The organism is Salinivibrio sp. SS2 (genome assembly GCF_001722075.1).
Taxonomy (GTDB): Bacteria; Pseudomonadota; Gammaproteobacteria; order Enterobacterales; family Vibrionaceae; genus Salinivibrio; species Salinivibrio proteolyticus.
The window spans coordinates 1-21,379 of the sequence record NZ_MEBP01000113.1 but is presented as its reverse complement, the minus strand read 5'-3'; the positions used below and the strand labels follow the sequence as shown (position 1 = coordinate 21,379).

Sequence of the window (21,379 nt, the reverse complement as noted above, 5' to 3'; positions counted from 1 at the left end):
TTTGTAGGGAGGCCAAGCTTACTGAAAGGTGAAATGTACCAACTGTGATCGCGTTATAAATCAACTGATGAATAAGAAAATATTTCAATAATTCAATAACGTATCACGAAAGGTAGGCGGAGAATAATCAGCGCCTACGCCCTTAGCGAATAGCCAAAGGCGTAGGCTTCATCCGTTAACTACCCATCAGTTGCAGTAGATTTTCTGCAGTGACAATCGCTTCTTTGCGGTTTGCAATATTCAGCTTTTGGTAAAGGTTACGGATATGCGTTTTGATGGTGGTACCGGCGACATCGAGCTCTTGAGCAATTTGTTCATTGCTCAAGCCCGAATAGATGAGCCCAAGGACTTGCCACTCGCGTTGCGTGAGCGAGCTGGTGCGCACTAACTCGGGGACGTTGGGGTGTTTCACCAATTTTTCGACGAAATCTTCATCAAAGTGAACGGCGCGGCTGCGCTGATGACTGGCAATTTCTTTCAGCAGTTGCTGAGCGCGATGACGCTCTAATGCCCCGAGTGCTTGCTGTTGAAGCAATTGGTGCAGTAAGGGCGCAATAGCCTCGCCTTCGATTAAGAAGTTACCCACCATGCCGGTCTGGTTGGTTAGCGTGAGCGCCTCTTGCAGTAGGGTTTTCGCATATTCTTCTTCCTGCTCTCGGCTGGCGAGTACGGCTTCCACAATCAGGTTGCGGTTTTTATCCGTGACTAGGCATGCGCGGTCGGCTTCTTTACGTAAGAAGGCCAACGCCTCGCGGGCTTTGTCATGATGTCCCAGTTGTAAGTACGCACGGGCAATATTTCGCCATTGCAGTTGGCAAAAATGGTTGCTGGCAGTGTCGGGACGCACGGCTTGATGGAGCCATTCATCGATATTGGTGAGCTCATGTTTGGCTTGCCAGTATAAGAGTAGTGACAGCGAGGCATTGGCGGTCCAGTCTACGTGGTAAACCGATTCACGAAGAAGGTGTTCGATATGGTCGATATACTTTGAGGCTTTATCGAGCTCACCACGGCTAATCGCGACGCGAGCCAGCATGGAATAACTGTGCAAGTGTTTGCTCGGCGGCTGCGTTTCCAGCACGCGAAGTCCTTTATGCGCACAGACTTCGGCTTCATCCAATCGATGCCAGCACCATAGAATTTGTGCCCGCAAGCGCAGCGCAAATTCATGCAAAGGGACTTGGTGGAGCTGCTGATCTTCAATCAATTTATCGGCGCTATCCAACAATTCGAATGCCGCTTGCACGTAGCCTTGTGCGAGCAAAATTTCGCTTTGTTGTAAAATCGCCCATAACGCTTGGTGATAGACTTGATGCTGGCGCGCGAGTTTCTCTGTTTGCTGCATCATAGACAGAGCGCGATCAAGCTGCCCAACCACGTGATTTACTTCTCCCACCACGGATGTGGCGACAATGCGACCGCGATAGTTCGCGCTGTCAAGTTGGCTGAGTGCCAGCTCAGCCAGCGCCATCGCTTGGTCAGGGTCATTGCGATTGATGGCAACTTGGGCCAGTAACGCGTTGGCATTTCCCTGATAATCAATATCAAGCGTGATATTACGTTCTTGGTAGGCTTGCTCTGCTTCTGCGAGAAGTTCGCCGACTTCATGATATCTGTGTTGACTCTGCGCTAACCACGCGCGTAGCAGACCTAAGTTGGGGTAGGTGAATAGCAACTGATTACTGATTTGGCCGATAGCCGCCTCTAGGGTCGAGAGCTCTCCACGATTAAACATACGCCAACCATGCTGATTGAGGATATCCGCCATCAAGGTATCGTCTTCGGCGTAGCGGGCGTGGCGCAATGCTTGATGGGGCGTATTCAGCTTTAGCCAAGCCAATGCTGCCTGTCGGTTTAAGTGTTGTTGCTGTTGAGGGATCCGTGCTTGACGCTCATGGGCGAGAAACTCTGCAAATAAATGGTGGAAGCGGAACCAGTTATTGTCTCCTTCCAACGGATAGATGAATAAACCGTAGCGGTTGAGCGATTCGAGCATGCCGAGCGCGTCTTCGCGCTCGGTCAGCGCAAAGACCAGCTCGTCATTAAACATTTCCAGCACGGAAACTTGCATTAAAAACTGACGAGTTTCACTGTCCAGCAGATCGAACACTTCTTCGACCAAATAATCCCAAAGGTGGGCATGGTTAAAACTCGCGCAGGAGGCGGCACTTTGCATCAGGGTCCGTTTTTGATGCTGAGCCTGAATCGCAATTAATTGTAGGGCAGATGGCCAGCCCTCGACGTAGGCACAAAGGGTGCTCGCGGTGGTTTCGTCGACACCATCGGCGACACGTTGATTAAAAAAGCGGGTGGTCTCTTCATTATCGAACGCAAGCAGTTCATTGCCGATCTCGATCATCAGATCGCGAACCCGCAAATTTGCTGTCCCTAGCGGCGGATTCGCGCGCGAGGTCACCACCAAAGTCAGGCTATCGGGCATGTGCTTAATAAAAAAGCGCATTGCTTCGTGAATGTCTTCATTGTCGATCAATTGGTAGTCATCCAATACCAGATAACAGGTGGACTGTAACCCAGCCAGCTCAGCGAAAACATCGGAGAGCAGCGCACGCAGGGATGAGAACTGGCGTTTTTCTGCTAGCTTAACGGTATTGGGGCACCCATCGTGGGTCGCTTTATTTAATGCTTGCAACAAGTAGTTGATAAAGCGGAAGCTGTCGTTGTCGCTGTCATCAATGCTGAACCAGCCGACATGGTTTTGATCGGCGAGCCATTGTGCGGCCATGGTGGTTTTGCCGTAACCTGCCGGCGAGCGGAACAACACCAATTTGTAATGTGGCGCTTGTTGGAGGATATCCAATACGCGCGGGCGCAAGATGGCATTGTAGAGACGGCCGGGACGGGTAAGTTTTGACGGGATCCACATAGCGAGAAGGTCCTTTACAGCGAGTGCGGCTTTGCCGCGTTTATCCTTGTACGCAAGTGTATGTAACTGGTCTGTCACAAACTATGATCCAGCGCTGATAATGGTGCAATTGCTCTATTTTGGTGCAGCTACGCCTTTTAATTGTGATTAAAGTCACTAATTTTATTGTTTCGGATACGGAATATAGAAGATGTTACACGCCAGAGACGATGAATGCCCCCACAATTTGCGTTAGCGCACAAAATTAACAAAAGGGATTGTTCTTTTTTCACAGCCGTATTTTGGTCAGTGTTCCCTCAAATTGTGATTTTTATCACCTCAATATCACGAAATTCCTCCATTGATGAGAGCAAGCTCACTCACAGCTTGTGATGTGGCTCTCTACGCCCTGACAACTCCTCCTTTCCTCCTCCTGTCTCGGGAGGATGTTTGCATCGACAGGCTTGGGCAGGATGACTGTCATCGAGATTTTCTTCCATTACGAGAGCGATGACATGACGCCTAAACAGCAACACGCATTTGATAAAAGCGCCTTTAAAGCCAGTATGACCCAGCATTTGACGCAGCTTGGTCGCACCCCCGAAACCGCTGAGATGCGCGATTGGTATCTCGCCTTAGGCCGCGCGCTGGCCGAACATACCACCAGTGATCTGGTTGCGACAGAAAACGATTTAGCCATCAAACAAGCGAAGAGTGTGAACTACTTATCCCTTGAGTTTTTGATTGGCCGTTTAACGGGCAACAACCTGATCAGCATGGGGCTTTACGATGAAATTGCGGCAGTGGTCAGCGAGTTTGGGTTTGGCCTGACCGATTTGCTTGAGCAAGAGCGTGATCCTTCGTTGGGGAATGGTGGTTTGGGCCGCTTGGCCGCGTGTTTTATGGACTCGCTCGCAGCCCAACAGTATCCAGCGGTCGGCTATGGCTTGCACTATGAGTATGGTCTGTTCCGTCAATCATTTAAAGATGGCGCCCAACAAGAAGCACCGGATGCGTGGCGTGAGCCAGAAGGCTATCCGTGGGAAGTGGTTCGTCCTGACCTTGCCCAAACGGTTGGCTTTTATGGCCACGTAGCGGTGATTGAAGAAAACGGTCACACGCGCCGCGAATGGGTTCCTAGCCTTCATATTCAAGCGATGCCTTGGGATCTGCCTATCGTGGGCTATCAAAGTAATACGGTTTATCCACTTCGCTTATGGGAAGGTCGAGCACTGACGCCATTTGCACTCGATGCCTTCAATGATGGTGACTATACCCGTGCGCAACAAGCCGCGATTGATGCAGGCAACCTGACCAAAGTGCTTTACCCGAACGATAATCATGATGCGGGTAAAACGTTGCGTTTGATGCAGCAATACTTCCACAGTGCGGCCTCCGTTGGGGATATTCTTCGTCGCCATTTAGATGCTGGCCACCCACTGGCTGCCCTTCCAGATTATGAAACCATTCAGTTGAATGATACTCACCCGACTATCGCCATTCCTGAGCTGATGCGAGTGCTGTTGGATGAGCATCATTTGAGCTGGGATGACGCTTGGTCTATCTCCAGCCAGACGTTTGCTTACACCAACCATACCTTGCTTCCAGAAGCGCTGGAGACGTGGAGCGAGTCGTTAATGGCGAACTTGCTGCCGCGTCACATGGAAATCATTTTTGAAATCAACCACCGCTTCTTGCAAGACGTTGCTGCGAAATGGCCGGGCGATGTCCGCAAACAGCAAGTGCTGTCTGTGATTGACGATCAGGGCGAGCGCATGGTGCGCATGGCAAACCTCTGTGTGATTGGCTCGTACGCGGTCAACGGTGTGGCGGCGTTGCACTCTGAGTTGGTAAAACGCGATCTCTTCCCTGAATTTGATGCGCTTTATCCGGGCCGTATCCAAAACGTGACCAACGGGATCACGCCACGTCGTTGGTTGAAGTTCTGTAACCCAGATCTCTCTGCCCTTATCAGTGAAAAAATTGGCGACCAATGGCCGGCTCATCTCGAGCAACTGGAGCAAATTGCCCAGTATGCTGATGACAAAGCGTTCCAAAAAGCCTTTATGGCAGTGAAAAAGCGCAACAAGCAGCGTCTTGCTGATTGGGTAAAAACCCATCTAGACATCACGCTAAACACTGACGCCATCTTTGATGTTCAAATCAAACGTCTTCATGAGTACAAGCGTCAACATCTGAACTTGTTACATGTGATTTCTCTGTATCACCGTCTGATCCATGAGCCGAATTTCGATATGACGCCTCGTGTGGTGTTCTTTGCTGCCAAAGCCGCGCCGGGCTATGCGCTCGCCAAATCGATCATTTTTGCGATTAATAAGGTGGCAGAGACGATCAATAACGATCCACGAGTCGGTGACAAGCTTAAAGTCGTCTTTATCCCTGACTACCGAGTCAGCATGGCGGAAATCATTATTCCTGCTGCTGATGTGTCTGAACAAATTTCGATGGCCGGCAAAGAAGCGTCGGGCACCGGCAATATGAAGATGGCGCTTAATGGTGCATTGACTATCGGGACCATGGATGGCGCGAACGTCGAAATTCGTGAGGAAGTGGGTGATGACAATATCTATATCTTCGGCCTCGACGTGGAAGGCGTGAATGCATTGCGTGAGAAAGGTTATCACCCTGATCACGAATACCATCAACAGCCGCTGTTAAAAGCGTCGCTTGATAGCCTGTTGGATGACACCTTCACGCCGGGACACCCAGGATTACTCCGTCCGGTATTCGATAGTGTGATGGCCAGTGGCGACCCGTATTTGTGCTTAGCGGATTTTGCCGATTATGTGCGTGCTCATAATCAAATTGATAGCGATTATCGTGACTCAACGCTGTGGGCACATAAAGCAATTTTGAACACCGCGCTGATGGGCAAATTTAGCTCTGACCGCTCAATTCGAGACTATGTCACTAACATTTGGCAACTGAAAGCGGTAAAACGCTAAGCCTTTGATACCAAGCTGACATGCTAAATGGATGGCACGACATAGGGTGCCACCCACAATAACAATAACTGCAATGGCCGATAAAAGAAGGGGGCGGACCCCTCGGAGAATGCGATGAAACAACCTGCACTTAAAACAGTCGCACAAATGGCAAATTTAGCCGACCGCTACATCAGTGCATGGGGCACTGAAGCCTCTGTGCCAGACAGCACCTTATATGATTTGTTGACGTCACTTGGCTATGACACCCGTAACGATGAAACGCTACTGGCCTCAGCAGAGAAAAAACACAAAGAAGGCGTTTTGTCGCCAGTTCAAGTCATTCGCGACGATGAACCGCTCGAGGTCGCATTGCATTTAGGCACCAGTGCCAGAGAGAGTGACTTTAGCTGGCGCATCGATACCGAGCAAGGTGAGTGCTTCGAAGGCTATCTGCAATCCCAAATTGTGCGTGATGAACGTCGTGAAGGGGGGCCGTTGGTCTTCAATCTGCCCTGCACCTTACCCTGGGGATACCACCGTTTGTCGGTAATGAGAAAACGCCGCAAAACCCCCTATGAAATGACGTTAATTGTGGCACCTGCGCGTTGCTACATGCAGCCTGAACTCGACCAACACAAAAAAATGTGGGGGCCGAGTATTCAACTTTATACGCTGCGTACCCCGCATAACTGGGGGATTGGTGATTTTGGCGATCTCAAGCAGTTGGTCAGTGATCTGGCGTCGCGTGGCGCAGATTTCGTGGGTCTTAACCCTATTCATGCGTTATTTCCTGCCAACCCAGAAGCAGCGAGCCCCTATAGCCCGTCGTCACGTCGTTGGTTGAACTTACTCTATATCGATGTCAGTGCCGTGTCGGAGTTTGCATTAAGTGCCAAGGCTCAGCAGTTGGTGGGCAGTGCCGACTTTCAGCGTCGTTTGCAGGCCGTGCGCGAAACGCATTGGGTCGATTACAGCGGAGTCGCGGCACTAAAAATGGCCGTTTTACCCTTGCTTTTCGAGGAGTTTAAACAGCGACACCTAACCCAAGACACAGCCCGCGGCCGTGCCTTTCTTGACTTTGTTGAGCAAGGAGGCGATAGCTTGAAGCAACAAGCGACCTTTGATGCATTGCATCAGCATTTGCGCGCGGATGATGACAGTATTTGGGGCTGGCCAGTCTTCCCCGAAAAGTATCGACGCTATGAAAGTGCGGCGACCCAGGCCTTTGTTGAGCAGCACCAAGACAGTGTCCACTTGTATATGTATTTACAATGGATTGCACAAGGACAGATTGAAGAAGCACAGCGTCTGGCTGAAGAAAAAGGCATGGCGATGGGTTTGTATCGCGATTTGGCGGTTGGGGTGTCTGATGCGGGCAGCGAAACGTGGTCCGATCATTCGCCATTGGTGCTGGATGCGAGTATCGGTGCGCCACCGGATGTGCTGGGGCCATTAGGTCAAAACTGGGGACTACCGCCGTTTGACCCGCATGCGTTGAAAGAAACCGGCTATGAAGCATTTATCGAGCTGCTACGCGCAAACATGCAACACTGCGGCGCACTGCGCATCGATCATGTGTTGGGTTTGCTCCGTTTGTGGTGGATCCCAAAAGGGAAAAATGCCACCGAAGGCGCGTACCTCTATTATCCCGTTAAAGACATGCTGGCGATTTTGGCACTCGAGTCGCACCGTCATCAGTGCAGTGTAATTGGTGAAGATCTTGGTACGGTTCCCGATGAAATTGTCGATTTACTGCGTGATGCGGGGGTGCATTCTTACAAGGTCTTCTTCTTTGAAACCTCGAAAGACGATGGTGGCTTTATCTCCCCTGCCCATTATGCGGAGCAAGCAATGGCTACCTTGTGTACCCATGATATGCCAACCATCCGAGGTTTTTGGCATTGCGACGATTTGAAAATGGGACAAGAGTTGGGGCTTTATCCGGACGAGTCACAGTTGCAAGCCTTGTTTGATGGCCGTTTAAAAGCCAAACAAGGCATTCTAGACAGTGTGCGTTGGCATGGCATGTTACCGGAAGGTGTCGGTGACGATGCGCGTTACGTGCCAATGGATGGCTACCTAAGCCGTGCGTTGCAGTTGCATGTAGCGGCAGGACAGTCTGCGTTGTTGAGTGTGCAACTGGAAGATTGGTTAGAAATGGACAAGCCAGTCAATATTCCGGGGACGGTCGATGAATATCCTAACTGGCGTCGTAAGCTTTCGGTGAACCTCGATGCCTTATTTAGCAAAGAGGAAGTGAACCAACTGGCGCGTGATTTAACCCGCGTTCGACAGCACGCCAGCCGTCAGTCGGTCGCATGATTCACGATATATAACCACGATGCCACGTTTTAACGCTCTATCCTCGGTGACAGCCAACACCTCAGGGGTAGGGCGTTTTTTGATAAGGAGACAACCGTGCCTGACACCACTAATCCTAAGCCGCATGGCACCATCGCTGCGGACGACTATGCGCTTAATGCTGCGCATCTATCCGATCCTCATCAGGCCTATCATCAGATGGGGGCCAAGCTAATGACACTTCCGGTTAATGGAACGCCCATCAAAGGCGTCCGTTTTCTGGTTTATGCCCCAAACGCGCGTTCTGTCAGTGTCATTGGTGATTGGAATCATTGGCAGTCAGAGGCTGATCCACTGACGCGACTCGATGACGGCTACTGGGTGGGCTTTGTGCCTAGCTTGGGCGCGGATTGTCGCTACAAGTACGCGCTCACCGGGCCCGATGGGCATTCACTGCCTCACAAGGCAGATCCGTTCGGTGCTTATGCGGAGCAATACCCTTCGTTTGCGTCGTTAACCTACGACCATCAGGCTTACCAATGGCAAGATGCGGCTTGGCAGACGCGGCCTGTTACCGCCAAGCACCAACAAGCCTTGTCTTTTTATGAGTTACATATCGGTTCTTGGCAGCATGACGAGACGGGAAATCCGCTGGGCTATCGTGAGTTGGCGGCGCGACTGGTGCCCTATTTAGTCGAAATGGGGTATACCCATGTCGAGTTGATGCCGGTCAGTGAGCATCCATTTTATGGCTCGTGGGGCTATCAACCGGTTGGTTTGTTTGCACCGACGAGTCGTTATGGCTCGCCGGATGACTTTAAGTATTTTGTTGATCAGTGTCACCAAGCAGGGATTGGCGTGATCTTGGACTGGGTGCCCGGGCATTTTCCGAGTGACGATCATGGCTTAGCCTATTTCGACGGCACGCCGCTTTATCATGACCCCGATCCGCGCCGCGGGTGGCATAATGATTGGCAATGCCATATCTACGACATGGGTAAAGAACATGTCCGTCGTTTTCTGGTCAGCAACGCGCTGTATTGGCTGGATTATTTCCATATTGATGGGTTACGCGTCGATGCGGTGGCGTCGATGCTTTACCTCGATTACTCGCGTTCGCACGATCAATGGCTACCGAACCCCGATGGGGGGCGCGAAAACTATGATGCGATTGCGACCTTGAAATGGGTGAATGAAGCCATTTACCAACGTTTCCCGAATGCGATGACGATTGCCGAAGAGTCTACCGCTTTTCCCGGCGTGTCTGCGCCTACCTACTTAGGCGGACTCGGGTTTGGCTTTAAGTGGAACATGGGCTGGATGCATGACAGCTTGAGCTATATTCGTGAAGCGCCCATCCATCGCCAATATCATCACGACACGCTGACTTTTCCGTTGGTATACGCCTTCAGTGAAAACTATGTACTCTCACTGTCGCATGACGAAGTGGTGTACGGCAAAGGCGCCCTACTTAACAAAATGCCGGGAGATGAGTGGCAGCAAACGGCAAATTTACGCGCATATTTGGGGTACATGTACGGTCAGCCTGGGAAAAAGCTGAACTTTATGGGTACGGAAATTGGCCAAACCGCCGAGTGGGATCATGATGGTCAACTGGAGTGGCATTGGTTGGAATATCCACGGCATCAGGGCGTGAAGTCGCTGGTGAAGGCCCTCAATCACTTGTATACCTCAACGCCTGCGCTTTATCGACTCGATTGCGATCCCGCTGGATTTGAGTGGCGTTTACAAGATGCCCACGCGTTGAGCGTGATTGCTCATGAGCGGATCAGCGATGATGGGCAGCGTGTGCTGGTGGTCAGTAACTTTACACCGGTACCGCGTGACTCGTTTATCTTGGGGATGCCCCATGCCGGACATTATTCTCTGCTGCTGAATACCGATGATGCGGCATTCTGGGGGAGCGGCTATCCATTGCCCGCGGAGATCGATACGCAAAACACCGCGGCTCATGGACAAGCACAATCATTATCACTGACGTTACCGCCATTAGCGACCGTGTTCTATCGGTGGGAGGGGTGATACATCGTCTGTATCGGCAATGAATTGAGCTAAAGCGCCCGGAGAGGCGCTTTTTTTGAGCCTGTCGAACGTGCCTGTCAATCGCGATTGCTTGTCTCAAGGAGAGGGTCTTTGGCAGCCAGCGGGATCAAAAAGGCCGCTAAGAGAGCGGCCTTGGTAAGGAGGATGTGATTAGGCGACTTGTTCCGCCTCTTCTTCAAAAATTACCCCGTTTTCACGGTGCAGGCGTTTACAGGCACGGCCATCGCTGTGGAACAAATGGCAACGGTGTGCAGGAATACCAATCGCGTATTTGTCTCCGGCTTCGATTTCAACCGTATCCAATTGACGGTAAATGACATCCGCATCGGCACTGTCGAGGCTAATATAAATTTGTGTCTCGTTACCGAGCTTTTCAACGATAGTAGCTTCGCCTTCAATCACAGCATCACCGTCTTTCGCCGCTAGCAAATGCTCGGGACGAATGCCGAGTGACATGCGATCGCCTCGTGTCACTGTGGTGCCATCGACGGGGATCCAGAACGTGGTGCCATTGCTCATTTGCACTTTAACGCGTTCGGCTTCGACATCATCAATAAACACGCTCATAAAGTTCATTTTAGGTGAGCCGATAAAGCCAGCGACAAAGCGGTTTTTAGGATAATGGTAGAGCTCGAGTGGTCGGCCAACTTGTGCGACTCGCCCTTCATCCAAGACCACGATTTTATCGGCCATGGTCATGGCTTCGATTTGATCGTGGGTGACATAAATCATGGTACAGCCCAGCTGACGTTGGAGCTTGGTAATTTGCGCGCGCATTTGCACCCGCAACGCGGCATCAAGGTTAGAAAGCGGTTCATCCAGCAAGAACACTTTTGGCTGTGAAACCAGAGTACGGCCGATAGCCACACGTTGACGTTGTCCACCCGACAGTGATTTTGGCTGTCTATCCAACAAGTGACCAAGCTGCAAGATCTCTGCCGCGTGATGGACGCGTTTATCTATTTCTGCTTTGTTAGCTTTGGCTAATTTCAGACCGAATGACATGTTGTCATACAGGTTAAGGTGGGGATATAGCGCGTAAGATTGGAAGACCATCCCCACACCGCGCTTGGATGGCTCAACATCGTTAATCCGTTGGTCATCGATATATAAATCACCTGAGGTAATATCCTCTAAGCCTGCAACGCAGCGCAGTAATGTAGATTTACCGCAACCGGAAGGTCCGACAAAGACGACAAACTCACCGTCTTTAATCTCTAGGTCAACGTTCTTAGAAATCATTACATCGTCGTCATACGCTTTACAAACGTTTTTAAACGTGACACTTGCCATGTCGCTCGCCCTCAATCGCTTTTCATTAATTCGGCTTAATACGCATTATAGGTGTTTGCGTTATTTCATCGCACGTCACTTAAGACCTAAATAACCGTTAACCTATTTGTTGAATAGTTAACGGGTTAAAGCTTAAGCATATCGTGTGATTGCTCACCAATGCTTTTTTGATGGTATTCAGTTTGGGCGAATCACGGCAGTCATACATCCTCCCAAGCAGAATTATTACAGGGGGAGTAGACGGGGAGGAGGATGAACTACTCCCCAAACTAATTTGAGGGCGTACGTCACAAAATTATCAGCCAATTAGTTGAACTTGATCACGTTAGGTTTATTTTTGTGAGCCGCATCATCGGCGGCGAGCGATATGGATCACGAATTCGCTCGCAGTGGCGTAGGGCGTAGAGGACGGGATGATGAGGAATTGCGGTGAATTAACCATGATAGACCGTGAAATACAGCTCATCCGCCAAGGAATCGTGCTACACCTCAGTAGAAGAAGGATAGAAAGATGAAGAAATCACTCAGTGCTGTTGCCCTCGGAACCCTTATTGCTCTCGGCTCATTTGGGGCACAGGCGAGTATCGAAGAAGGCCAGCTCACTATTTGGATTAACGGTGACAAAGGCTATAACGGACTTGCTGAAGTTGGAAAACGTTTTGAACAAGACACGGGTATTCCGGTAACTGTGGCTCACCCTGATGGCTTGCAAGATAAATTCCCACAAACAGCGTCAACCGGCGATGGTCCAGACATCGTGTTTTGGGCGCATGACCGTTTCGGTGGCTATGCCGAGTCGGGTCTATTGGCAGAAATTAAACCCTCTGCGCGTTTGAAAGACGGGATGGTTGATTTTGCATGGGACGCAGTGAAATACAAAGGCAAGTACGTGGGTTACCCTATTGCCGTGGAATCTCTATCACTGATTTACAACAAAGATTTGGTCCCTACACCACCTAAAACCTGGGAAGAAGTGGCGAAGCTGAACAGCAAGCTCAGTGAACAAGGTAAAACCGCTATCATGTGGAACCTTAAAGAACCTTACTTCACTTGGCCATTGATGGCGGCTGATGGTGGGTATGCCTTTAAACAAACAGCCACAGGTTATGATGTCAAAGATGTCGGCATCAACAAGCAAGGTGTTCACGACGCACTGGGCTTTATTAAGCACATGGTAAAAGATGGCGTGATTTCGTCTGATATGGATTATTCCGTTTCTGAATCGTCGTTCAACCAAGGCGACACGGCAATGACCATCAATGGTCCATGGTCGTGGGGTAATATCGAGAAATCCGGCATTAACTATGGCGTGACAACACTGCCAACCTTCCAAGGCGAAGCGTCTAAGCCGTTCGTCGGTGTGCTCAGTGCAGGCATTAGCACCGCATCACCGAATAAAGACCTCGCGGTTGAGTTCCTAGAAAACTATGTGTTGACTGATGACGGCCTATCCACCATCAATGCCGATAAACCCTTAGGGGCGGTTGCGCTGAATTCTTATCAAGCTCAATTGGCGAAAGACAGCCGTATTGCAGCAACCATGGAGAATGCGAAGCATGGTGAGGTGATGCCAAACATTCCTCAAATGACAGCATTTTGGGGCGCTGCGAAAAACGCCGTTGTTAATGTGGTTGGCGACCGTCAATCCATCGACGATGCGCTTAACGATGCAGAAAAACAAATGCTGAAATAAGCTCTATCTGCGGGGAGGGCAGCCTCCCCGCACAGTTCCCGAACAATGTGAGTAGCGTTCCTTATGCAGTCAGTTCAAGGTTCTCCAGCTATGACAACGTCAGGCTCTTTCTTGCCAAGTAGCTCAAAAGCGTTCATTAAATGGGCGTTGTTGGCGACTGTGGCGATCATCAATGGTTACGCCACCATACTTATGTATTCGCGTGGTGAAACTGCGTTTGCAATGCTAACTGTGGTGCTAACCGCGCTAGCCTTATACATTTTTGGTAATAAGAAGATGTATGCTCAGCGATATATCTATCCAGGTATTGCTGGGATGATCCTCTTTATCATTTTTCCCTTGGTATATACCGTGGGCCTCTCTCTTACCAACTATAGTGCTAAAAACCAGCTGTCTTTCGAGCGCGCGCAATCGGTATTACTTGAGCGTACTTTTCAAAGTGGGCAGAGCTATCCGTTTGCTCTGTATCAAACTCCATCAGGTACCCGTTTAGTGATTGATAAAGCGGGTGAGCGCTTTGCGACCGCGCCGTTTGATATGGCGTCGATGTCGAACAAAACGTTAGCGCTTTCGCCGGTGGAAAGCCTGTCGGGTGAAAAAGCGACGCTACGCGATGTGATCAAAAACCGCGATACCTTAAGTCAGGTGGATGTTCAGTTCCCGAATGGCGATACCATCCGTATGAGCGGGCTGCGTAAGTTTGCCGCAGAACAACCGCTGTATACCTTACAAGATGATGGCCGTGCGCTGATTAATAATAAAACCGGCGATACGTTGAAGCCAAATGATGAAATTGGTTTTTATCAACCGATTGATGAGGCCGGTCAATTTATCGGTGATACGGTGGCTCCGGGTTATGTGGTGCAAATTGGTACGGACAACTTCGAGCGTGTTTGGACCGATGATGGGATAAAAGAACCGTTTATTGGTATCTTTATTTGGACGATTGTATTCTCGCTATTAACGGTAGTGTTCACGTTAATTATTGGGCTTATTCTTGCCAATGTCGTTCAATGGGAAGAATTAAAAGGCCGTGCAATTTATCGCGTGTTACTCATTCTACCTTATGCGGTACCTGCGTTTATTTCCATTCTTATTTTCCGAGGGTTATTCAACCAAAGTTTTGGTGAAATCAATATGGTACTTGAAGCCTTATTTGGTATCAGTCCCAATTGGTTTGATGATCCATTCCTGGCACGTGTGATGGTGGTGTTGGTGAATACCTGGTTAGGTTTCCCTTACATGATGATCTTGTGTATGGGTTTATTAAAAGCCATACCGGATGATCTTTATGAAGCCTCTGCTATCGATGGCGCTAACTTTATTCAAAACTTTACGCGGATTACGTTGCCGCTGATGATCAAGCCCCTAATGCCGTTGCTCATCGCCAGTTTTGCATTCAACTTCAATAACTTCGTAATGATTATGCTGTTGACAGAAGGTGGTCCGAACATGATTGGTACCACAGAGCCGGCGGGCTATACCGACTTGCTGGTCAGCTATACCTATCGGATTGCATTCGAAGGTGGTGGCGGCCAAGACTTCGGCCTCGCCAGTGCAGTCGCAACATTGATCTTCTTGCTGGTGGGTGCGCTCGCCTTGATTAACCTGCGTCTTACCAAAGTGACAGAAAGCTAAGGAGTCTCTCATGGCTATGGTTCAAGGAAAATCATTAAAATACCGAGTGTGGGCGACGCATATAGGTCTGTGCTGCTTTCTCTCGCTGATTATCTTCCCCTTGTTGATGATTATCGCAATCTCGTTCCGAGAAGGTAACTTTGCGACCGGGAGTTTGATTCCGGAAAACCCGTCTCTTGAGCATTGGAAGCTGGCACTCGGCTTCCCTGTCACTAATCCTGATGGCTCGGTGACACCGCCGCCATTCCCGGTTCTATTATGGCTGTGGAATTCAGTGAAAGTCGCGGGCGTAACGTCACTTTTGATTGTTGCGTTATCAACGACGTCAGCTTATGCCTTTGCCCGGATGCGTTTTAAAGGCAAGGAAACCATTTTGAAAGCGATGATGATTTTTCAAATGTTTCCTGCAGTACTCGCGTTGGTGGCGATTTACGCACTCTTCGACAAGTTGGGTAACTACATTCCGTTTTTAGGGCTCAACACCCACGGCGGTTTGATCTTTGCGTATCTCGGCGGTATTGCCCTGCATGTGTGGACCATCAAAGGGTATTTTGAAAGCATTGATGGTTCTTTGGAGGAAGCGGCTGCATTGGATGGTGCGACGCCATGGCAAGCATTCCGTATGGTATTGCTGCCATTGTCAGTGCCGATTCTTGCCGTGGTCTTCATCTTGTCGTTTATCTTCGCGGTAGGTGAAGTGCCAGTTGCTTCGTTGCTGTTGTCTGATGTGGATTCATATACACTCGCTGTCGGCATGCAACAGTATTTGTATCCACAAAACTATTTATGGGGCGATTTCGCCGCGGCAGCTGTCTTATCGGCTTTCCCAATTACTGCGGTATTCTTACTCGCGCAACGTTGGTTAGTCGGTGGCTTGACCGCTGGTGGCGTGAAAGGCTAACGCGGTTAAGTCAGTCAATGACCTAGAAGAAAGGCAACCTTGATGAGGTTGCCTTTTTTATGTGAATACTGTTGATGCGAATAGTTATTATGTGGATGACGCGGTTAAGCGTGATTGGTGAGTATGCTGAGGCTTTTGGCCGCCAGAGTGAATGATGATGTGACCGTTCGCGTGGCGGTGTCGTCCTCTTCGGTGACACACACCGTCTGCCATGACTTGTCGTCGGGGAGGGAAAAAGATAACGGCTGATCGCTGACGTTGAAACAATACAGTAACTGAGCGCCCGCATGGCGATGATGTTGACCGATTTCGATATGGCAAACAACAGCGCACAAGTTTGGCCAATCATTCGGTTGAATCGCGTTACCATCGGGATGTCGCCAACGAATACGGTTTTGATGGCGCTTTCGGCCGCTAAATGCATCGATAAATGCGGGCATAATGGCTTGGCGACGCGTGATCATGGTGGACAGCCAATTTGCCCAAGGCATTGACGATTCGAGGTTATCCCAGTTCAACCAACTGATTGGATTGTCTTGACAGTAAGCGTTGTTGTTACCCTGTTGGGAGTGAGCCAGTAAATCCGCCGTCAGGAGGTGAGGGACGCCAAAGGCAAAGAGAACACTGGCGATAAGGTTGCGCTTTTGTCGCTCGCGCACCGCAATAATTGCCGGATCCTGTGTTGGGCCCTCGATACCATAGTTAGCCGAACGATTATCACCGTGTCCGTCACGATTATTTTCACCGTTGGCGTGATTATGCCGCTGGGCGTAACTGACCACATCTTGTAGAGTGAACCCATCGTGATAGGTCAGGTAATTGACTGACAAGTGATCGGGCCAATGGGCGGCACTGAATCGATCGCGCGAGCCCATTAATCGCGTCGCAAAATCTTGCAGAATATGTTTTTCACCGCGCCATAGACTACGGGTAGTATCCCGAATTTTGTCGTTACACTCCGACCAATTGGAAGGGAACTGTCCCAATTGATAGCCATTTGGACCGATATCCCAAGGCTCTGCAATAAGCTTAACTTGAGAGAGCACAGGGTCTTGTGCCAATGCGGTAAAAAACGCAGCGTGTGGGTTGAACTGCTCACCTTCTCGGCCCAGTGTCGCGGCCAGATCAAAGCGAAAGCCGTCAACTTGGTAGTGAGTGACCCACAGGCGCAAACTGTCTAATACCGCGGTAATCGCGGCAGGATGGCGCATGTCTAGGGTATTACCGCAGCCAGTGTAATTGACGAGTTGATGTTTATCATGCAAATACATGGCGTGATCTAACGCTTTGAAATGCAGGATAGGCCCGCCATCTCCCCCCTCTGCCGTATGATTGAATACCACATCTAGGATGACTTCAATATCGTGTCGGTGCAGCTCTCGAATCGCCGTTTTAAGTTCAGTCACTGCATCATGGTGCGCGTAACGAGGATCCGGTGCCATCCATAAGTAGGGATTGTAGCCCCAATAATTGGTTTTTTGCTGGCTCAGTAAATGTGGTTCAGGTAAACAAGTAGCAATCGGCAAAAGTTGAATGCAATTAATCTGGTTGTCCTGATAAAAGCGCAGCATGTCGGGCGCTATTAAGCCGAGATAACGTCCACGCGCGCGCTCTTCCACATTGGGATGCAACTGCGTGAGCCCCTTAACGTGTGTTTCGAAAATGACGGTTTCGCTCATTGTATGTGCAGGGCGTGAAACCTCCTGCCAATCAAATTGATGATCGACGACTTGGCATCGCGCCAAACTGTAGCTTTGATTGGGTGTATACGGTGGCTGATATTGCACTGGGCCGACAACGGCTTGTGCATAGGGGTCGGCAATGCACCACGCTTGTCCGTTAATCAGAACTTCATAGCTATAAGTGTCGCCTGCTTTTACGTGCGGAACATACGCAGTCCAATAGCCCAGCTTGTATTCTTGCATATGAATACGGGTAGGTTGGTGACTACGTTGCCAAAGCAGTAGGGTGACAGCGTCACGATCAGGCGCATATAAGCTAAAGCGGCAGCCCTGATCGGATAATTGAGCGCCTAAGGTATAGGGTGCCGGATGGCAGAGAGACATAAACAACACCATCTAATTAAGAAGAAACACTATTACACCTCCCCCACAAAATAAATTCAATCTAGGCTCACAGTTCTTAATATCGATTCTGCTGTAATTCACTTTCTTGTTAATAGGAATAAAACTGTTAATAGTGATCCATATAGCGTTTTGTAGGGGGGTGATCAAGAAAGTAAATAACGTTTTACGCCGTGTTTTAGTGAGATAGATCGACTAAATTACATTCTTTCCTCTTACTCCTCCTTAAGGCTCCTCCCCCCATATTTTCCGTTACGGATGACGCGCAGAAAAAGTGGGAAGCATAGGATGTTTCTAACACAAAAAAGGGCAATGCCCATGCATGATGTGCTCACTTTCCTACTGCCGGTGATCTCATGATGCAGTTTAACAACAGTCCTAATGGAGTAAGGTATGAGAAAGGTAAGTTTACTCGCCGCTGCAGTGGCTACAGCTTTAGCTTCTGGTGTCGCATTGGCTGACAATGCGGACAAAAATGATGGCTGGGAAGTTCACGGCTATGGCTCAATGAATTTCCGTATGGTTGATGGTGAAACAGTCGACACGGAATTCGGTAGACCTGACTACAAAACTGCCGGTACTCATGGTCAGAGTACAAACCAAGTTGAGTTTACGGTTAAAAAACATTCCACTTACGACAACGGTGCATGGGCTGACTATGTTGTCCGCTCTGAATACGGTAACGGTAACTCTTACGCTTATACCTCATCAGGTAGTCAAAAGAAAAACGACGAAGCCCAATTTGAAGTCAAGGAAGCGTATGTCGAATTAGGTGGCCTGTCCTTTATGGGTAAGGATACCTCTATTTGGGGTGGTCAGCGTTATCTGAACCGTGCGGCTGGCTTACTGTCAGGTGAATATTGGAAGCAGTCATCTGGGGTAGGCGCAGGCTTACAAACCAAATTGAATGGTCATACCGCCGGTGCTGCTATCGTTGTCGCTGATCCAGATGCTGGCGAAGTGTCGCGCAGTGATGACCGCACCACACTCACTTCTTATGATCTTTATTACTATGGTGTGGATGTAGGGATCGGTAGCCTAGACTTTGATTTTAAATACATGGAGCAGGCGAACAAAGACAGTAACTCTGATGATGGCTTTGGTGCTGCGATCACCCTTAACTCTAGCTATTACGGCATGGACGGCTGGACTCAAACGGCCATCGCTTATGGTAAAGGTGTGGCGCAAAACCGTGGTGTCAACTTTGGCGGCTGGTCTGGCGGCGATGAAAATCAAGAGTCGATCTTCTTAACCTCTTACGGGGTGATGAATATTTCCGACAATTGGCAAATGGGATCAGAGCTTACCTATTTTGCTGCACTCGATCAGTTGTTCGGCGCGGATGACCTAAAACGTTACATTGCGGCCGTACGTCCTTCTTATAAAGTCAATGAGAACATGCGTCTCGAGACCACCTTGTCTTATGGCCATGAAGAAGGGGCTGATGGCTATTGGGGACGTTCAGGCGATGCCGTGGAAAGCGATATTTGGAACGTTGAAGTGGCTGTGCCTTTGACTGTGAATGCAGACTTCTTCGGCCGTCCTCAAATCAAGCCTTATATCAGCTATATCAAAGCTGATGATAAGGCCAGCGGTGGCCAAATCGGCATCGATAATAGTGATGACGAAACCGTGATTGGTGTGCATACCGAAATTTGGTTCTAACCAATGCGTTAGTAATATCAGCGTTATAACGAGGCGGCCGAGACGGCCGCCTTTTTAGGATAGAGTCAATGACAAATATAATGAGAAATTATCAGCGCTTTAAAATGGCGCTTGCAGTCAGTTCCGCGGTTTGGCTGGTCGGGTGTGCGTCTAACTTGCCGGAAGAGCTGCCTGTCGCCCCTAATCGTGAAGCCTGTTGCGCGACATTCCAGCAATTACCTTACGTCCAGTTGAAAGAGAATGAGACATTGACAGTATCGCTTGGCCCTCAATCGGAGGTGTTTTCATTTTCAGAGGGTAAGAGTTACACCCAAGCATTTCGTTTTAACGATCGGACCGCGCGTGCTCAGATTAGCGTAAAGAGTGTCATGCAGCATGGCCGTGTCTTCGTGCCGCGAGTCTTGCTATTGGATAAGCATTATCAGGTGATCAAAACACTGGGAGCGGATACGTTTACGCCGCAAACGGCTAACTTGCTTGATTCCTCTCAATTGTCAGGATCTTTCGATTCCGAGGGAGCGCGCTATATGGTCATGTACACCAATGCGACGACTCTCGGTCATAAGATTACTTTGCCACACCCGGCGAAGCTGCGTGCTCAGGAGTTAGGTGAGCCAATGCCGATGGTGACCGATCCGACCTACCGTTATGCGCCGACTGGTCAAGTATCCGTCACAGTGGTAACCAAGGAGTATGCGACCGTCCTATCCAGTGACAATACAAGCGTGAGTGACTCTGTAACACCACAAGGGGTCAAACAGCCCGAAGCTCAGAAGGAAACCGTGGACTTTTATAAACAAGCGATAGCCGCGGCCATCAGTGAAAAGGACATCAGCAAAGCAATGGCCTTACTCAACGAAGCCAAGGCATTGAAAATAGAAGGTGCCGATAAGATTTTTATTGAGCTAATAGAAAAGCAGCTCAGCGTTACACAATAAGCTTTAATCAAAAAGCAGTACGGTATTGCAGTTTTAAACTGAAAATTTTGGACTAGCATCACAAATGACATCAATATGATTTACATTCATTCTTCTCTTTTCTTAGTTGGACAAAAGCTAACTAATGAAACGTAGTGAATATAAATAGTGAGTTGTTTGGGACACCATCACTGATTAACTGACAACTAACCAAAAATATCGTGAAATCATAAACTAAAAAATCCTAAATGATTCTTTAGTATCTCCTCAATTACATGTCCAGCCGATATTAAATACCCGTATAAAATACATGTAATTAAGATTGATAAGTCAATATATAGTGCTAACTTATTGATTTTAATATAGAGTATTTACTCGCTAACGTACCAATAACATTTCCCTCTGTCAGGCCAGTGTCAATTTGTCATCTCTGTGTTCTTTTAAATACCAAAAAATTAAAAATGTGGTACTCCTCCATAAACGAAGATCTTTAATTAATGTCTAACTTTCTGTTCGGTATGCTGAGCCGCCGTTGATAGGTAGTAGATAACACCTTTCAGCAGTAACACAGTGTTAACATTGGCCGGTGCGTTTCTAGGGCACTGAGTCATGTTGTCTTTTTGGTGAAGGTATCGAGGGTTCAAAGTGTCCAAAGAAGGAAGTGTTGCGCCAAAAGAGCGTATAAATATCAAATACGTACCGGCGACAGGTGATCAGCAAGCTGAAATCGAATTGCCTCTAAAAACTTTAGTGGTAGGTGACTTTAAAGGTCAAACAGAAGATACACCCGTTGAAGAGCGTTCGACTGTCTCGGTTGACAAAAACAATTTTGAAGACGTAATGCGTGAGAGCGACTTACGTATTTCTGTAACCCTCCCCAAAAAACTGGTCATTAGCAATTAGAGGTTTTCCGTTTACACTGAAACAAACGGAGAACGCATGATGAAAAAATCACGCTACACAGAAACACAAATCGTAAAGATCTTGAAGGAAGTCGAAGCAGGCCGAAAGG

At 49.0% G+C, this 21,379-nt stretch carries 10 protein-coding genes and 2 pseudogenes; 9 read left to right on the top strand and 3 right to left on the bottom strand.

Annotated features, from left to right (window positions below):
* Window positions 1-175: 175 nt before the first annotated feature.
* Entirely contained in the window at window positions 176-2,884 is a 2,709-nt protein-coding gene (malT, locus tag BGK46_RS14375) for an HTH-type transcriptional regulator MalT (RefSeq protein ID WP_069590373.1), read from the bottom strand.
* Between the two features lie 494 nt (window positions 2,885-3,378).
* Between malT and BGK46_RS14370 the strand changes: the two genes are divergently transcribed.
* From BGK46_RS14370 to glgB, 3 genes and pseudogenes are all read left to right on the top strand, one after another.
* Window positions 3,379-5,829 (top strand): glycogen/starch/alpha-glucan phosphorylase, encoded by a 2,451-nt coding sequence (locus tag BGK46_RS14370; protein ID WP_069590387.1) that lies wholly within the window; start codon window positions 3,379-3,381, stop codon window positions 5,827-5,829.
* Window positions 5,830-5,943: 114 nt separating this feature from the next.
* Window positions 5,944-8,133, top strand: a complete 2,190-nt coding sequence (malQ, locus tag BGK46_RS14365; RefSeq protein WP_069590371.1) for a 4-alpha-glucanotransferase — start codon at window positions 5,944-5,946, stop codon at window positions 8,131-8,133.
* A 168-nt stretch (window positions 8,134-8,301) separates the two neighbouring features.
* Window positions 8,302-10,155: pseudogene (glgB, locus tag BGK46_RS14360) on the top strand (1,4-alpha-glucan branching protein GlgB); the annotation flags it as partial.
* 171 nt (window positions 10,156-10,326) lie between these two features.
* On the opposite strand, the gene malK reads toward glgB, so the two are convergent.
* Entirely contained in the window at window positions 10,327-11,469 is a 1,143-nt protein-coding gene (malK, locus tag BGK46_RS14355) for a maltose/maltodextrin ABC transporter ATP-binding protein MalK (protein WP_069590369.1), read from the bottom strand.
* Window positions 11,470-11,980: 511 nt separating this feature from the next.
* On the opposite strand from malK, the gene malE reads away from it, so the two are divergent.
* From malE to malG, 3 genes are all read left to right on the top strand, one after another.
* Window positions 11,981-13,162 carry a maltose/maltodextrin ABC transporter substrate-binding protein MalE gene (gene malE / locus BGK46_RS14350; protein WP_069590367.1) on the top strand — a complete coding sequence of 394 codons (1,182 nt, stop codon included), beginning with the start codon at window positions 11,981-11,983 and terminating at the stop codon, window positions 13,160-13,162.
* Window positions 13,163-13,225: 63 nt separating this feature from the next.
* Window positions 13,226-14,800: a maltose ABC transporter permease MalF gene (gene malF, locus BGK46_RS14345; RefSeq protein WP_069590365.1), complete on the top strand. Its 1,575-nt coding sequence runs from the start codon at window positions 13,226-13,228 to the stop codon at window positions 14,798-14,800.
* 10 nt (window positions 14,801-14,810) lie between these two features.
* Window positions 14,811-15,701, top strand: coding sequence for a maltose ABC transporter permease MalG (gene malG, locus BGK46_RS14340; RefSeq protein ID WP_069590363.1), 891 nt, complete (start codon window positions 14,811-14,813; stop codon window positions 15,699-15,701).
* A 104-nt stretch (window positions 15,702-15,805) separates the two neighbouring features.
* Here the strand turns inward: malG and glgX are convergent, their stop codons facing one another.
* Window positions 15,806-17,767 (bottom strand): glycogen debranching protein GlgX, encoded by a 1,962-nt coding sequence (glgX, locus tag BGK46_RS14335; RefSeq protein ID WP_069590361.1) that lies wholly within the window; start codon window positions 17,765-17,767, stop codon window positions 15,806-15,808.
* Window positions 17,768-18,178: 411 nt separating this feature from the next.
* On the opposite strand from glgX, the gene BGK46_RS14330 reads away from it, so the two are divergent.
* The 3 genes and pseudogenes from BGK46_RS14330 to BGK46_RS14320 all read left to right on the top strand — a co-directional run.
* Window positions 18,179-19,450 (top strand): carbohydrate porin, encoded by a 1,272-nt coding sequence (locus tag BGK46_RS14330; RefSeq protein ID WP_069590359.1) that lies wholly within the window; start codon window positions 18,179-18,181, stop codon window positions 19,448-19,450.
* Window positions 19,451-19,518: 68 nt separating this feature from the next.
* On the top strand, window positions 19,519-20,388 hold the full coding sequence (locus BGK46_RS14325; RefSeq protein ID WP_084781485.1) for a MalM family protein: 870 nt from the start codon (window positions 19,519-19,521) through the stop codon (window positions 20,386-20,388).
* Between the two features lie 624 nt (window positions 20,389-21,012).
* A pseudogene (locus BGK46_RS14320) lies at window positions 21,013-21,255 on the top strand (type VI secretion system contractile sheath small subunit); the annotation flags it as partial.
* Window positions 21,256-21,379 lie beyond the last annotated feature (124 nt).

Coding starts and splice junctions, on each gene's coding strand:
- malT (WP_069590373.1), bottom strand. CDS start 2,884: ATGTGGATCCCGTCAAAACTTACCCGTCCCGGCCGTCTCTACAATGCC.
- BGK46_RS14370 (WP_069590387.1), top strand. CDS start 3,379: ATGACGCCTAAACAGCAACACGCATTTGATAAAAGCGCCTTTAAAGCC.
- malQ (WP_069590371.1), top strand. CDS start 5,944: ATGAAACAACCTGCACTTAAAACAGTCGCACAAATGGCAAATTTAGCC.
- malK (WP_069590369.1), bottom strand. CDS start 11,469: ATGGCAAGTGTCACGTTTAAAAACGTTTGTAAAGCGTATGACGACGAT.
- malE (WP_069590367.1), top strand. CDS start 11,981: ATGAAGAAATCACTCAGTGCTGTTGCCCTCGGAACCCTTATTGCTCTC.
- malF (WP_069590365.1), top strand. CDS start 13,226: ATGCAGTCAGTTCAAGGTTCTCCAGCTATGACAACGTCAGGCTCTTTC.
- malG (WP_069590363.1), top strand. CDS start 14,811: ATGGCTATGGTTCAAGGAAAATCATTAAAATACCGAGTGTGGGCGACG.
- glgX (WP_069590361.1), bottom strand. CDS start 17,767: ATGTCTCTCTGCCATCCGGCACCCTATACCTTAGGCGCTCAATTATCC.
- BGK46_RS14330 (WP_069590359.1), top strand. CDS start 18,179: ATGAGAAAGGTAAGTTTACTCGCCGCTGCAGTGGCTACAGCTTTAGCT.
- BGK46_RS14325 (WP_084781485.1), top strand. CDS start 19,519: ATGACAAATATAATGAGAAATTATCAGCGCTTTAAAATGGCGCTTGCA.